The sequence below is a fragment of the Anthropogastromicrobium aceti genome (assembly GCF_020687335.1).
In the GTDB taxonomy this organism is placed as follows: Bacteria; Bacillota; Clostridia; order Lachnospirales; family Lachnospiraceae; genus Anthropogastromicrobium; species Anthropogastromicrobium aceti.
The window spans coordinates 79,120-93,160 of record NZ_JAJEQN010000003.1 but is presented as its reverse complement, the minus strand read 5'-3'; the positions used below and the strand labels follow the sequence as shown (position 1 = coordinate 93,160).

Annotated in this window: 13 protein-coding genes; all 13 read left to right on the top strand. The window is 45.0% G+C overall.

Annotation, left to right across the window (positions count from 1 at the left end):
- The first annotated feature begins 16 nt into the window (after window positions 1-16).
- The 13 genes from LKD48_RS01860 (at window position 17) to LKD48_RS01800 (ending at window position 14,033) form a co-directional block, all read left to right on the top strand.
- Window positions 17-919, top strand: coding sequence for a homoserine O-succinyltransferase (locus LKD48_RS01860; RefSeq protein ID WP_118613010.1), 903 nt, complete (start codon window positions 17-19; stop codon window positions 917-919).
- A gap of 191 nt (window positions 920-1,110) precedes the next feature.
- Window positions 1,111-2,061: an L-lactate dehydrogenase gene (locus tag LKD48_RS01855; protein ID WP_118613009.1), complete on the top strand. Its 951-nt coding sequence runs from the start codon at window positions 1,111-1,113 to the stop codon at window positions 2,059-2,061.
- Between the two features lie 119 nt (window positions 2,062-2,180).
- Window positions 2,181-3,545 (top strand): class II fumarate hydratase, encoded by a 1,365-nt coding sequence (gene fumC / locus LKD48_RS01850; protein WP_308730999.1) that lies wholly within the window; start codon window positions 2,181-2,183, stop codon window positions 3,543-3,545.
- Between the two features lie 74 nt (window positions 3,546-3,619).
- Entirely contained in the window at window positions 3,620-4,417 is a 798-nt protein-coding gene (locus tag LKD48_RS01845) for a CoB--CoM heterodisulfide reductase iron-sulfur subunit B family protein (RefSeq protein ID WP_227100359.1), read from the top strand.
- On the top strand, window positions 4,414-4,794 hold the full coding sequence (locus LKD48_RS01840; RefSeq protein WP_066563201.1) for a 4Fe-4S dicluster domain-containing protein: 381 nt from the start codon (window positions 4,414-4,416) through the stop codon (window positions 4,792-4,794). Before LKD48_RS01845 ends, LKD48_RS01840 begins: the two co-directional genes overlap by 4 nt.
- An 18-nt stretch (window positions 4,795-4,812) precedes the next feature.
- The gene (locus LKD48_RS01835; protein WP_066563203.1) at window positions 4,813-6,798 is read left to right on the top strand and encodes a CoB--CoM heterodisulfide reductase iron-sulfur subunit A family protein; all 1,986 of its coding nucleotides are present in this window, start codon (window positions 4,813-4,815) and stop codon (window positions 6,796-6,798) included.
- Window positions 6,789-7,241, top strand: a complete 453-nt coding sequence (locus LKD48_RS01830; protein ID WP_066563205.1) for a hydrogenase iron-sulfur subunit — start codon at window positions 6,789-6,791, stop codon at window positions 7,239-7,241. Before LKD48_RS01835 ends, LKD48_RS01830 begins: the two co-directional genes overlap by 10 nt.
- Window positions 7,229-8,254, top strand: coding sequence for a 4Fe-4S dicluster domain-containing protein (locus LKD48_RS01825; RefSeq protein ID WP_118613006.1), 1,026 nt, complete (start codon window positions 7,229-7,231; stop codon window positions 8,252-8,254). Before LKD48_RS01830 ends, LKD48_RS01825 begins: the two co-directional genes overlap by 13 nt.
- A 2-nt stretch (window positions 8,255-8,256) precedes the next feature.
- Entirely contained in the window at window positions 8,257-9,282 is a 1,026-nt protein-coding gene (locus tag LKD48_RS01820; protein WP_118613005.1) for a 4Fe-4S dicluster domain-containing protein, read from the top strand.
- Window positions 9,279-10,112 carry an FAD/NAD(P)-binding protein gene (locus LKD48_RS01815; protein ID WP_066563217.1) on the top strand — a complete coding sequence of 278 codons (834 nt, stop codon included), beginning with the start codon at window positions 9,279-9,281 and terminating at the stop codon, window positions 10,110-10,112. The genes LKD48_RS01820 and LKD48_RS01815 overlap by 4 nt, the downstream gene beginning before the upstream one ends.
- Before the next feature lie 178 nt (window positions 10,113-10,290).
- Window positions 10,291-10,965, top strand: coding sequence for a 4Fe-4S dicluster domain-containing protein (locus tag LKD48_RS01810; RefSeq protein ID WP_066563226.1), 675 nt, complete (start codon window positions 10,291-10,293; stop codon window positions 10,963-10,965).
- 15 nt (window positions 10,966-10,980) lie between these two features.
- Window positions 10,981-12,582, top strand: a complete 1,602-nt coding sequence (locus tag LKD48_RS01805) for an FAD-dependent oxidoreductase (protein ID WP_118613004.1) — start codon at window positions 10,981-10,983, stop codon at window positions 12,580-12,582.
- 302 nt (window positions 12,583-12,884) lie between these two features.
- On the top strand, window positions 12,885-14,033 hold the full coding sequence (locus LKD48_RS01800) for an aspartate-alanine antiporter-like transporter (protein WP_308730998.1): 1,149 nt from the start codon (window positions 12,885-12,887) through the stop codon (window positions 14,031-14,033).
- Window positions 14,034-14,041 lie beyond the last annotated feature (8 nt).

Genomic DNA, 14,041 nt, shown 5'->3' with positions numbered 1-14,041 from the left:
GAAAAGAGAATAACTTATGCCAATACGTGTAGATAATGACCTGCCTGCAAGGGAGGTACTCGAGTCTGAAAATATTTTTATGATGGGAGAGGAGCGTGCAGATACGCAGCAGATCCGTCCACTCGAGATAGTAATATTGAATTTGATGCCGCTAAAGCAGGATTATGAGATTCAGCTTCTTCGTGCGCTGTCAAATACGCCGCTGCAGGTCAATGTTACCTGTATGAATGTGAGCAGTCATGTGTCAAAGCACACATCTGCCAGCCATATCAATAAATTTTATACTACCTTTGAAGCCGTACGAAATATGTACTTTGACGGACTGATCATAACTGGTGCCCCAGTCGAGACAATGGAGTTTGAGGAAGTTTCTTACTGGGAGGAGTTAGCGAGCATTATGGAATGGTCAAAGACAAACGTTACGAGCACGTTTCATATTTGCTGGGGAGCACTTGCCGGTCTTTATTATCATTATGGTATTCAAAAGACACCGACAGGAAAGAAGCTTTCAGGTGTGTATAGCCACCGTCTTCTTGACCGCTGTGAGCCTATTGTGCGAAGCTTTGATGATGTGTTTTACGCACCGCATTCGCGTTACTTTGGCGTAAAAAGAGATGATGTGTTAGCAAATGAACATCTTATGCTGCTTGCAGAATCAGATGAGGCAGGCTGCTATCTGATTAAAGACGATCAGGGAAATATTTATCTGCTTGGTCATCCAGAGTATGACCGCATGTCACTCGACGCAGAATATAAGCGTGATCTGGCAAAAGGCATGGATGCAGAGGTTCCGGTTCATTATTATGAGAACGATGATCCATCCACAACTCCGCTTCTTACATGGAGAGGGCATGCTAACACGCTGTATACGAACTGGTTGAATTTTTATGTTTATCAGGCGACGCCATATAAATGGTAATATGTACAAAACACTTGCGTGATTCTGCAAAATGAATTATAATGAATACGATTTTCGCATGTGTATCGGTGTTTTTTACAGAAAAATAAAAAACTATATTCATATACTTGATATTTGACGCAAGATTTGTTATATTTATAACAAGTTCGTTAATGAAATATCAATCTCGCGAAATACGAAAGGAGTTTATAATGGGAAGTAAGATTACTATTATTGGAGCAGGCAGCGTTGGTTCTACAATTGCTCATATTTTATCACTGAAGCCATATGTATCAGAACTCGTCATGATCGATATCCTTAAGGATAAGGCAGACGGTGAGATCATGGATATGGCACAGGGAACTGGTTTTAGAGATCCGATTTCCATGATTGCTGGTGATTACGAGGATGCAGCAGGTTCTGATATTGTGATTGTTACCTCTGGTGTAGCAAGAAAGCCTGGCCAGACCCGTATTGAGTTAGCAAAGACCAATGTTGCAATCATGAAGAACATTGCACCTCAGGTAGCAAAGCATGCACCGAATGCACTGTGCATCATCGTAGCAAATCCGGTAGATGTACTGACTTATGCATTCTTAAAGTATTCAGGAATGAAGGAAAATCAGGTAATTGGTTCTGGTACACTGCTTGATACAGTACGTCTTACCTATAAGCTTTCTCAGGAGCTTGGAATTGCACAAAGAAGCATCAAGGGCTACGTTTTCGGCGAGCACGGAGATACTTCCTTTATTCCATGGAGTATGGTAACGGTTGAAGGCATCAAGCTTGATGAGTACACAAAGGGTGCAAGAAGACTTGGCATTGATGCAAATGATTTTGATCCAGATGAAGTAATCACCTATGTACGCAAGTCCGGCGGAGAAATCATCAAGAGAAAGGGTGCTACCTTCTATGGCGTAGCAAATTCTGTTGTTGATGTCTGTGAGGCATTGATGGGGGCTCAGGATCTTGTAACTGTTGTATCTTCCATGATGCATGGTGAGTATGGCGTAGATGATGTCTGCACAAGCTGCTTAACTGTAATTGGACCAAACGGTGTAAAGGGCAAGATCGAGGCAACGCTGACAGATGAAGAGGTTGCAAAGTTTAAGGCAAGTGCAGAAGCACTTAAGGCTGTTATTAAGGAAATGGATATTGAGTAATTAAAAAGCAGCAGACAACCTTTGGCGGGGCCTTGTGGGGCGTCGCCAAAGAATTATGTCTGTTTATGTTTTTTTTCTACATTTAGCAGAATTTACAAATTTAAGGAGGACTACTTACTATGGAGTATCGTATTGAAAGAGATTCCATGGGCGAGATGCAGGTTCCGGCAGATCGCTACTGGGCTGCTCAGACTCAGAGAAGTTATCAGAATTTCAAGATTGGTATTGAGAAGATGCCAACTGAAATTGTACATGCATTTGGTATCTTAAAGAAGGGTGCTGCAATTGCAAATTTCAATCTTGGTAAACTGGATGAGGAAAGAAAGAACATCATCTGCCAGGCGGCAGACGATGTAATTAGCGGCAAGCTGATGGACCATTTCCCACTTGCTGTATGGCAGACCGGAAGCGGTACACAGTCTAATATGAACAGCAATGAGGTTATCGCAAACCGCGGAAATGAGATCGCAGGAAAGAAGCTTCTTCATCCAAACGATCACATTAATATGTCACAGAGCTCCAATGATACATTCCCGACTGCACTTCATATCGCAGCAGCTATGAGTATCGAGGACAATCTGTTCCCGGCTATGGATAAGCTGACTGAGACCTTAAAGCGTCTTGAGTCTGAGAATGAGGATGTTGTTAAGAGTGGTCGTACTCATCTTCAGGATGCAGTTCCGATTCGTTTCTCTCAGGAGATCAGTGGCTGGAGAAATATGCTTGAGAAGACAAAGAAGATGTTAGAGGCATCTCTTCCAGGCTTAAAGGAGCTGGCACTTGGCGGTACTGCTGTTGGAACAGGACTGAATGCACCAAAGAACTTCGGACCAGAAGTTGCAAAGGTAATCAGCGAGCTGACAGGAAAAGAGTTTGTTACAGCTGAGAACAAGTTCCATGCACTTACAGCAAAGGATGATATTACATTTGCACACGGCGCATTAAAGGCACTTGCTGCTGATCTTATGAAGATTGCAAATGATGTTCGTTGGCTTGCAAGCGGTCCAAGATGTGGTCTTGGCGAAATTTCAATTCCGGAGAATGAGCCGGGAAGCTCTATTATGCCAGGTAAGGTAAATCCGACTCAGTGCGAGGCAATGACTATGGTTGCTGTTCAGGTAATGGGCAACGATGCTGCAATCGGATTCGCTGCAAGCCAGGGTAATTTCGAGCTGAATGTATTCATGCCGGTTATCGCATACAATTTCCTGCAGTCTGTAAGACTTCTGTCTGATGTCATCGTTTCCTTCAATGACAACTGTGCAGTTGGAATCAAGGCAAACAGAGAGAAGATGAAGCACAACCTGCACAACTCCTTAATGCTTGTAACTGCTTTGAACCCATACATCGGATATGACAACGCAGCAAAGACCTCTAAGAAGGCATACAAGGAGAATATTTCCTTAAAGGAAGCCTGTGTACAGTTAGGATTTTTGACAGCAGAGAAGTTTGATGAGGTATTCCATCCGGAAGAGATGGCATAAGCCGCAGGTAACGCCGCAGCTGTTTTGGCTGCGGCACAAAAACATAGCCACTATGTGGCAGAATGGAAGGAACTATGAAGTATAGCTACTACCCAGGGTGTACCCTGAAGACAAAGGCAAAAGAGCTCAATGACTATGCCATTGCTTCTGCAAAGGCACTGGGCATTGAGATGGAGGAGATTGAGGATTGGCAGTGCTGCGGCGGTGTGTATTCTACCGCTACAGATGAGATTGCCAATAAGCTTTCTTCCGTCAGAGCTCTGGCTCAGGCAAGAGATAAGGGACAGGATCTTCTGACTCTGTGCTCCGCTTGTCATAATGTAATTAAGCGTGTCAATAATGACATGAGAAACAACGAGGATTTCCGTACAAGAGCTAACAATTACATGGCACCTGATATGGAATACAATGGTGAGGCCAATGTAATTCATTACCTCGAGATGCTGCGTGATGTAGTAGGCTTTGATAACTTAAAGAAGGCAGTTGTAAATCCATTAAAGGGAAAGAAAATTGCTGCTTATTATGGCTGTCTGTTACTTCGTCCGGGCAAAGTAATGGAGTTTGATGATCCAGAGAATCCACAGATCATGGAGGATTTCATTAAGGCTATCGGTGCAACTCCAGTTATCTTCTCACAGCGCAATGAGTGCTGCGGCGGATACATGACCTTAAACGATAAGGAACTGGCACAAAAGAGAAGCAATGCGGTTGTAGCATCTGCTTTAGAGCAGCAGGCAGACTGCATGATCACAGCCTGTCCTCTTTGCCGTTACAACCTCGTAGCCAATGCAACTGAAAACCAGATTCCAGTTTACTATTTCACTGAGCTGTTAGCAGAGGCGCTTGGCGTAAAAGAGGAGGTGCAGGCATGAATATCAATAAAGAAATGATTACTGATATCAGTGGTGTGAACCCGCGCAAGTGTATGAAGTGCGGAAAATGTTCTGCAACCTGTCCGGCATTTGATGCAATGGATTATCATCCACATCAGTTTGTTGATATGGTAGAAAACGGAAGAATCGAGGCACTGATGCAGTCTAAGTCCATTTGGAACTGCTTAAGCTGCATGGCATGTGTACAGAGATGTCCAAGAAGCGTTGAACCTGGAAAATTAGTAGAAGCAATTCGTCTGGCTGTCATTCGTCAGCAGGGCATGAATCATTTAAGCGAGGAAGCAATTCCAGAGCTGCTTGATCCAGAGCTTCCGCAGCAGGCAATTGTCAGCGCATTCCGCAAGTATAAGAGATAAAGAAAGGCTGGTTTACATATGCAGAAAATAGGAGTATTTGTATGTTGGTGCGGAAGCAATATCGCAGCAACTGTCGATGTTGCGGCTGTGGTTGAAGCCTTAAAGGTTCAGCCGGGCGTAGTATACGCAACCGACTATCAGTATATGTGTTCTGCCAGCGGACAGAACATCATTAAGGATGCCATCAAGGAATACGGACTGACCGGCGTAGTAATCTGTTCCTGTTCTCCTCGTATGCATGAGGCAACCTTCCGCAAGACCGTACAGGCAGCGGGATTAAATCCATACATGCTTGAGATTGCAAACATTCGTGAGCAATGTTCATGGATTCATAAGGATATCAAGGAAGCAACTGAGAAGGCAATCATTTTAGGCCGTTCCGCAATCGCAAAAGTTCAGTTAAATGCACCTCTTACCTCTCAGACAAGCCCAGTTGTAAAGCGTGCGCTTGTAATCGGAGGCGGTATCGCTGGTATCCAGACTGCACTGGATATTGCAGATGCTGGTTTTGAGGTTGATATCGTAGAGAAGAAGCCAACAATCGGTGGTAAGATGTCTCAGCTTGATAAGACATTCCCAACACTTGACTGTGCGGCATGTATTTTGACACCAAAGATGGTAGATGCAGGTGCAAACGATAAGATTCATCTGTATACCTACTGTGAGGTAGATAAGGTTTCAGGTTTCGTAGGAAACTTCAGTGTAACCATCAAGCAGAAGCCGCGTTACGTTGATCCAGTAAAGTGTACAGGATGTGGTGCTTGTACCGAGAAATGTCCGTCCAAGAAGACACCAAACGAGTTTAACATGGGTCTGGACAACAGACCAGCAATCTACATCCCATTTGCACAGGCTGTTCCGAAGTTAGCAGTTATCGACCGCGATGCATGTATTCACTTTAAGACTGGCAAGTGCGGACTTTGTGTGAGAACTTGTGGTGCCGGAGCGATCAATTATGATCAGAAGGAAGAGTTTATCACCAAGGAGTACGGTGCAATCGTAGTTGCAACAGGTTACAATCAGATTAAGCCTGTTAAGTTTGATGAGTATCTGTATTCACAGAGCAAGGATGTTGTTACTTCCTTAGAGTTTGAGCGTATCATGAACGCAGCAGGCCCGACAAAGGGACAGCTTGTATGTCCGTCTGATGGAAGACATCCAAAGAAGATCGTATTTGTACAGTGTGTAGGCTCCAGAGGAGATTCCTGCAGAGACAAGTCTTACTGTTCAAAGATCTGCTGTATGTACACAGCAAAGCATGCAATGCTTGTAAAGGATCATCATCCGGATATCGACGTTACTGTATTTTATATTGATGTTCGTACACCAGGTAAGAACTTTGATGAGTTCTATCGTCGTGCTGTAGAGCAGTATGGTGTACATTATATTAAGGGTATGGTCGGAAAGGTAGAGCAGGGTCAGGGCTGCCTTAAGGTTCAGGCTTCTGATCTGTTAAACAACGAGCAGATCCATATGGATGCAGATATGGTTGTTCTTGCATCTGCAATTGAGCCAGATGAGAGCGCAAGAAATCTTGCAACGATGCTGACTGCAAGTATGGATACAAACGACTTCTTTACAGAGGCTCATGCAAAGCTTCGTCCTGTAGAGAGCCCGACAGCTGGTATCTTCTTATCAGGTGTTTGCCAGGGACCAAAGGATATTCCGGAGACTGTTGCACAGGCAAGTGCTGCTGCAGCAAAGGTAATCGGCCTTCTTGCAAAGGATTCCCTGCTTTGCAACGCATGTGTAGCTCATTCTGATGAGACATTGTGTAACGGATGTTCACAGTGTGCAAATGTCTGCGCATATGGTGCTATCACCTATGAAGAGAGACTTGTTATGGACAAGGGTGTTCGTGAGACAAGAAGAGTTGCAGTTGTTAATGAAGCAATCTGCCAGGGCTGCGGTGCTTGTACGGTTACATGTCCGTCCGGCGCTATGGACCTGAAGGGATTTGCAAATAATCAGATTATGGCGGAGGTAGACGCAATATGCAAGTAAATGAGACAAATGAAAACAAAGAGTTTACTCCTCTGATCGTGGCATTCTGCTGTAACTGGTGTTCCTATGCGGGAGCAGACTTAGCTGGAAGCAGCCGTCTGAATTATCCGGCAAATGTCAAGATTATTCGTGTACCATGCTCCTGCCGTGTAAATCCGCTGTTCATTTTGCGTGCGTTTGAGAGAGGTGCTGATGGTGTTATCCTGTGTGGATGTCATCCGGGCGACTGCCATTACACAACTGGTAACTACTACGCAAGAAGAAGAATGACACTTCTGTTCTCTATGCTTGATTATCTGGGCATTGAGAAGGAGAGAGCAAGAGTGGAGTGGGTTTCTGCAGCAGAGGGTGCAAGATTTGCATCTGTTATGAATGATTTTGTGGACACCATTACAAAGCTTGGTGAAAACAGAAAGTTGAGGGATCTGCGATGCGAGAAATAAAAGAATTACTGGTGTCAAAAATCAATGAGCTTATTGATAACGGCACTGTAGACCGCGTGATCGGCTGGAAGGCCGGTGAATTCTGCTACGACGTATCTCCGGCTATCTTCACAAAGGAGAATCTGGACGAACTCGTTTATAATAGCTTCTGCGGCGCAAACCAGAGTAAATTTTTAGTAGGCGCTGCAACAATGGATGTGCCGTTCCGTGCACCGAATGCACCGGAACCGCCGCAGCCAAAGAAGATCCTTGCACTGCTTAAGCCGTGTGACTGCTACAGCTACAATCAGCTGCAGACAGAGCACAGACTGGACGCAGAGAAGGTTTATGCACTGGGAATCCCATGTACCGGAATGATCGATGTTAATAAGATCAAGGCAAAGGGAATCACAGGTATCCTTGGCATCGAGGAAGAGGGCGATACCATTAAGGTAAAGACTCTTTACGGTGATGAGGAGTGCAAGAAGAGTGAAGTGCTGTTAGAGCGCTGTATGGTATGCAAGGGCAAAAATCATGTAGCCGGCGATGAACTTTTAATTCCAGATGAGGAAGCACCAGAAGTTCCAGTAAGTGCAGATCGTATGGCTGAGGTTGCAAAGCTTGAGGCAATGACAGAGCAGGAGCGTTTTGATTTCTGGAGAAGCCAGCTGTCAAAGTGTATCCGCTGCAATGCATGTCGTAATGCATGTCCAGCATGTACATGCCGTACCTGCGTATTTGATAACCCGAAGTCCGGAGTTGCTGCTAAGGTAAACAATACTGATTTCGAGGAGAATATGTTCCACGTTATTCGTGCATTCCATGTAGCTGGTCGTTGTACCGACTGTGGTGAGTGCAGCAGAGTATGTCCGCAGAACATTCCTCTTCATCTGTTAAATCGTAAGTTCATCAAGGATATTGATACATTCTACGGTGATTTCCAGGCAGGAACTGAGGTTGGCGTAAGAGGACCGCTGATTTCTTATACTAAGGAAGACTGTGAGCCGAGTATCGTTATGGAGAGGGGGAATTAATCATGTTAAAGATTGCTATGAGTGAGATTTCCCGCCTGTTTGATGCGATTCAGGCTGTGGATGAACTGTATTTGCCGGTAGAGAAGGGCAATGAGGTAGAATTTGGTCTTTATTCTGCAGATGCAAAGGTACGTCTTGATGCACTTCAGACTGTAAAGTCTGCAAAGGATATGTTCTTCCCGTTCCAGGAAGATCTGATGAAATTCCATATGGACGGAAAGAAGATCTCTGTAGAGGCAGCTGCAAAGAAGGATAAGGATTTTGTTGTATTTGGTGTCAGAGCATGTGATGCAAGAAGCTTTTCAATTTTGGATAAGGTTTTTCTTGCTGATCCGGTTGATACTTATTATCAGGCAAGAAGAGAGCATGGCATTGTTGTATCTATGGCATGTCACAGACCAGAGGAAACTTGTTTTTGCAGTACCTTTGGAATTGATGCAACTAAGCCAGAGGGTGATGTTGTAACATGGATCGCAGAGGATACCCTTTACTGGGAAGCACAGACAGAGAAGGGCGAGGGCTTAACTAAAAAGGTTGAGGCTGTTTTAGCAGAGAGCGATTCTAAGGCAGTAGAGGCACAGCAGGCTGCTGTTAAGGAAATCTTAAAGAAGCTGCCTCTTGCTGATCTTGATCTTTCCTATTTCACTTCTCATCCAGAGTTAGAGATCTTCAAGAGAGAAGAGTGGAAGGAACTGTCAAGCCACTGCTTAGGTTGCGGAACATGTACATTTGTATGTCCGACATGTCAGTGCTACGATGTGCGTGACTATGATACAGGACATGGTATTGAGCGTTACCGCTGCTGGGATTCCTGTATGTACCGTGATTTCACAATGATGGCTCACGGAACAAACCGTAAGAGTCAGGTAGAGCGTTTCCGCCAGAGATTCATGCACAAGCTGGTTTATAATCCGCTTAGAAATGATGGTGAGTTCTCCTGCGTAGGCTGCGGCCGCTGCTTAAAGAAGTGCCCAAATTCCCTGAATATCGTTAAGGTAGCAAAAACATTGGGAGGTACACAGGCATGAGTGAGAGAAGAGAAGAATTAATTCCTGCTCTTGGCGTTGTTACTGAGATCCGTAAGGATACACCGGATGTAAAGACATTCCGTGTTGTAACGCCAGACGGCAAGAAAGCATTTGAACATAAGCCTGGCCAGTGTGCCATGCTTTCCGTTCCAGGTGTAGGAGAGGGTATGTTTTCTATTACCTCTTCTCCGACACAGGAAGAATATATGGAGTTTTCCATTAAGAAGTGCGGATGTCTGACTAGCTGGCTTCATGCAATTGAACCAGGTCAGATGATCACAATCCGTGGACCATATGGAAATGGATTCCCGGTAGATACCGAGTTAAAGGGCAAAAATTTGCTGTTTATCGCAGGTGGTATCGGACTGGCTCCGCTTCATTCTGTAATCAACTATTGCCGTCACTATCGTGATCAGTACGGTGATATTGATATTATTTACGGTTCCCGTTCTATGGATGATCTTGTAGACATCAAGGAAATTCAGGACGAGTGGTGCAACGAGGAAGGAATTAACGTTCATCTGACTATCGACCGCCCGCAGGAGGGTTGGGATGGCCATGTTGGATTTGTTCCAAGCTACGTAAATGAGCTGAATCTTTCCTTAGACAAGACAATTCTGATCTGTGGACCGCCGATCATGATCAAGTTTACTCTGCAGAATCTGCAGGCACTGGGCTTCTCAAAGAGCCAGGTATATACAACCATGGAGCTTCGCATGAAGTGCGGTATCGGAAAGTGCGGCCGCTGCAATATCGGTTCCAAATATGTCTGCAAGGACGGTCCGGTATTCCGCTTCGACCAGCTGGATGAGCTGCCAGACGAGTATTAATCGCGAAGACAATGAGCCGTGCGCAGTCGAAGAAAAGTGAATGCATCATGTTTACATGAAAGCAGACACTTTTCTGAGACTGCATAGGGCGAAGCCCGCGTGCGAGCGTGCGCGAAGCACATGCGAGAGCAGCACGGCGCAATAAAGATTTGTAAATGAATATGGAGGAAATATAATAATGGACGAAATGATTACAGTTTATTTATATGGTAAGAAATATACTGTTCCCTCCAGCCTGACAATTATGGAAGCTTTTGAGTATTCCGGTTATCAGCTGGTTCGTGGCTGCGGCTGCCGTAACGGTTTCTGTGGTGCTTGTGCTACTATTTACCGTATTAAGGGTGAGACAACTCTTCATGGCTGCCTGGCATGTTCCACAAAGGTTGAGGACAACATGTGTGTAGCATCTCTGCCGTTCTTCCCGTTAGAGAAGGAAATCTATAACATTGAGGAGATCCGTCCAACTCAGGAGATCATGATGCAGCTGTATCCGGAGATCTATTCCTGTATCGGATGTAATGCCTGTACAAAGGCTTGTACACAGCAGTTAAACACCATGCAGTACATTGCATATGCACAGCGCGGTGAGTACGAGAAGTGTGCAGAGGAGTCCTTCGACTGTGTAATGTGTGGTGTCTGCTCATCCAGATGTCCGGCTGGAATTTCTCATCCGCAGGTTGCATTACTTGCAAGAAGATTGACCGGTAAGTACTTAAAGCCAGAAGCAAAGCACCTGACAAAGCGTGTTGAGGAGATTGCAGAAGGAGATTTCGATGAGGCGATGAAGGAAATCATGAGCAAGTCTGTAGACGAGCTGAAGGATATGTACAACAATCGTGTAATCGAAAAATAAAGGAGGACGAATAAGATGAGCTTTCCATATACAGAGGAAATGATGGAGTCTGTCAAGAAAGTTGAAGCTACCAGAGCAGCCCGTATGGCAGCAGAGCCGAGACGTATGACAGCAGAAGAAAAGGATGCACTGCTTGAGCAGTATCATCCAGACTATAATCTTTCTAGCTTTGCAGAGATTATAGTAGGACCGAACAAAGGCGAGAAGGCTCCGAAGGAGTTAGTAGAGCTTTTACAGGCAAAGAGCCGTGTTCAGGGAATGACCTTAGATCTGGCTCATCCGGATTATGACGTTGACGTTCTTGTTATCGGCGGCGGCGGTTCCGGTGCATCTGCAGCAATTGAGGCACACGAGGCAGGCGCAAACGTAATGATCGTTACCAAGCTTCGTATCGGTGATGCCAACACCATGATGGCAGAGGGTGGTATCCAGGCAGCAGATAAGGAAAATGATTCTCCAGCACAGCATTACTTAGATGTAATGGGCGGCGGACATTTCGCAAACGTTCCAGAGCTTGTTGAGAAGCTTGTTATGGACGGACCAGATTGTATCAAGTGGTTAAATGACCTTGGCGTTCTGTTTGATAAGGATAAGGACGGCAACATGATTACCACACACGGCGGCGGAACTTCCAGAAAGAGAATGCATGCAGCAGCAGACTACTCTGGTGCTGAGATCATGAGAGTTCTTCGTGATGAGGTTCAGAACCGTAAGATCCCGGTTGTTGATTTCACATCTGCAATCGAGATCATCAAGGATACTGAGGGTAAGGCAGCTGGTGCTGTTTTACAGAACATGGAGACAGGTGAGATCTTAATCGCTCGTGCAAAGTGCGTAATCATCGCAACTGGTGGTGCAGGAAGACTTCACTATCAGGGATTCCCAACATCCAACCACTACGGTGCAACAGCAGATGGTCTGGTACTTGCTTACCGTGCAGGTGCAAGACTTCTGTATCAGGATACCTTACAGTATCATCCAACTGGTGTTGCATTCCCATCTCAGATCTACGGTGCACTCGTAACTGAGAAGGTTCGTTCCATGGGCGCACAGTTCGTCAATGTAAACGGTGAGGCATTTATGCATCCACTGGAGACCAGAGACGTTGCTGCATCTGGTGTAATCCGTGAGGTATCCAGAGGAAACGGTGTTCATACACCACTTCGCGATGGTATCTGGCTGGATAGCCCGATGATCGATGCAATCCACGGCGAGGGAACTCTGGAGAAGAGACTTCCAGGTATGCTTCGTATGTACTTAAGATATGACATCGATATGAGAAAGGTGCCGATCGTAATTTACCCAACACTGCATTACCAGAACGGTGGTGTTCGTGTCAGCGTAAATGGTATGTCTGATGTTGAGAATCTGTATGTTGCAGGTGAGGCAGCAGGTGGTGTTCATGGAAGAAACCGTCTGATGGGTAACTCACTTCTGGATGTTATCGTATTCGGTCGTAATGCAGGTCAGGAAGCAGGTAAGCAGTTTAAGAATGTTACACTGTCTGATCTGACACTGGAGCATGTTGACAACTTCGAGAAGGAGTGTGAGGCAGCAGGCATCCATACCGATGAGGTATCTCCGAAGATCTTACCAGATTACAGAAGAAAAAAGTAATTCAATAAAATAAAAGCAAAAAAGCCGGGGAAACCCTCCGGCTTTTTTGAGCACAATGAAATAATATGATATCAGGGTCAAAAGCTCCAAAAGCCGTTCGTGCTTGCACGATTAGGTTTTTGAGCTTGGGACCCGCAAAAACATGAGGATGCAGCGATTTTCAAAGAAAATCAGCGAATCCGAATGTTTTTTAGAATTGCGAAAGTTGCATAGCAACGGAGCAATTCGTGGATATCAGTTGGGGGCAAAATACCTTTTGCCCCCAACATCATAATATCAAAATAAAAATAGGGGAAACGGCTATGGGATATGTAAACAGTGTCCTCTCAAATCCGGCATTTCAAGTTTTTTTAATTGCAATGATCGGATATATCATAGGACGTATTAAAATTAAAGGAATTGAGGTAGGAGATGCCGGCATTCTGATTGTATCACTGATTGCCGGACACTTTGGAGTAACCTGTCCGTCATTTGCAAAGAGCATCGGTATTGTATTGTTTGTAGCATCGGTTGGTTTGATTGCTGGACCAAAGTTTTTTCATAATTTCATGCACAACTTCAAGTCTTACGTTATACTTGGCTTTTGCATTATTATTGCCGGCGGACTTTGTACAGCAGCTATCTGTCTGATTGGAAATGTAAATGGTGCTTTGGCAGCCGGACTGCTTTCAGGTGCCCTGACAAGTACACCAGGATTTGCAGCCGCACAGGAGGCAGCTGGCAGCGCAAAGGATATTGTATCAGTAGGCTATGGAATTGCCTACCCATTTGGTGTTATTGGAGTCGTACTGTTTGTGCAGCTGATGCCAAAAATCTTAAAGGTTGATATGGCAAAGGAACGCGCAAAGCTTGCAGAGGATGCAGGAAATGCACCAAAGAGTTTTAAGACAAAGGGTTTAATCGCTGTTGATTCGCTTGGCATGATGCCGCTTTGCCTGACAATCGTACTTGGCTTAATCATTGGTCTTATAAAGATTCCGCTTCCAGGCGGTGCTTTCTTTTCACTTGGAACATCTGGCGGTCCGTTAATTGCTGGTCTGTTAATTGGTCATATTGTGCACATTGGACCGATTGATCTAAAGCCGAAAAAGAGCGTCATGGAATGTATGCGTGAATTTGGTCTGATTCTTTTCCTGATAGGAGCAGGCTGCGAGGGTGGAGCTGGTTTTGTCGATACACTTATAGAACAAGGTCCGATTCTTTTCGTGTACGGAATGATAATGACACTTGTTCCGATGATTGTTGGTTACTTATTTGCAAAGAAGGTATTAAAGCTTCCGATCCTCAACAACATGGGTGCCTTGTGCGGTGGTATGACAAGTACACCAGCACTTGGCTCACTGATTCAGGTAGCAGGAACGGATGATGTGGCATCTGCCTATGCATCAACCTACCCAATTGCACTTGTAACAGTTGTTCTTGTGGAGCAGATGATAGTGCTGTTGTTCTAACTAAAGTT

What these genes read in the sequence shown, in the direction of transcription:
- fumC (WP_308730999.1), top strand. Translation starts at nt 2,181, where the DNA reads ATGGAGTATCGTATTGAAAGAGATTCCATGGGCGAGATGCAGGTTCCG.
- LKD48_RS01815 (WP_066563217.1), top strand. Translation starts at nt 9,279, where the DNA reads ATGAGTGAGAGAAGAGAAGAATTAATTCCTGCTCTTGGCGTTGTTACT.
- LKD48_RS01845 (WP_227100359.1), top strand. Translation starts at nt 3,620, where the DNA reads ATGAAGTATAGCTACTACCCAGGGTGTACCCTGAAGACAAAGGCAAAA.
- LKD48_RS01805 (WP_118613004.1), top strand. Translation starts at nt 10,981, where the DNA reads ATGAGCTTTCCATATACAGAGGAAATGATGGAGTCTGTCAAGAAAGTT.
- LKD48_RS01830 (WP_066563205.1), top strand. Translation starts at nt 6,789, where the DNA reads ATGCAAGTAAATGAGACAAATGAAAACAAAGAGTTTACTCCTCTGATC.
- LKD48_RS01800 (WP_308730998.1), top strand. Translation starts at nt 12,885, where the DNA reads ATGGGATATGTAAACAGTGTCCTCTCAAATCCGGCATTTCAAGTTTTT.
- LKD48_RS01835 (WP_066563203.1), top strand. Translation starts at nt 4,813, where the DNA reads ATGCAGAAAATAGGAGTATTTGTATGTTGGTGCGGAAGCAATATCGCA.
- LKD48_RS01840 (WP_066563201.1), top strand. Translation starts at nt 4,414, where the DNA reads ATGAATATCAATAAAGAAATGATTACTGATATCAGTGGTGTGAACCCG.
- LKD48_RS01860 (WP_118613010.1), top strand. Translation starts at nt 17, where the DNA reads ATGCCAATACGTGTAGATAATGACCTGCCTGCAAGGGAGGTACTCGAG.
- LKD48_RS01855 (WP_118613009.1), top strand. Translation starts at nt 1,111, where the DNA reads ATGGGAAGTAAGATTACTATTATTGGAGCAGGCAGCGTTGGTTCTACA.
- LKD48_RS01820 (WP_118613005.1), top strand. Translation starts at nt 8,257, where the DNA reads ATGTTAAAGATTGCTATGAGTGAGATTTCCCGCCTGTTTGATGCGATT.
- LKD48_RS01825 (WP_118613006.1), top strand. Translation starts at nt 7,229, where the DNA reads ATGCGAGAAATAAAAGAATTACTGGTGTCAAAAATCAATGAGCTTATT.
- LKD48_RS01810 (WP_066563226.1), top strand. Translation starts at nt 10,291, where the DNA reads ATGGACGAAATGATTACAGTTTATTTATATGGTAAGAAATATACTGTT.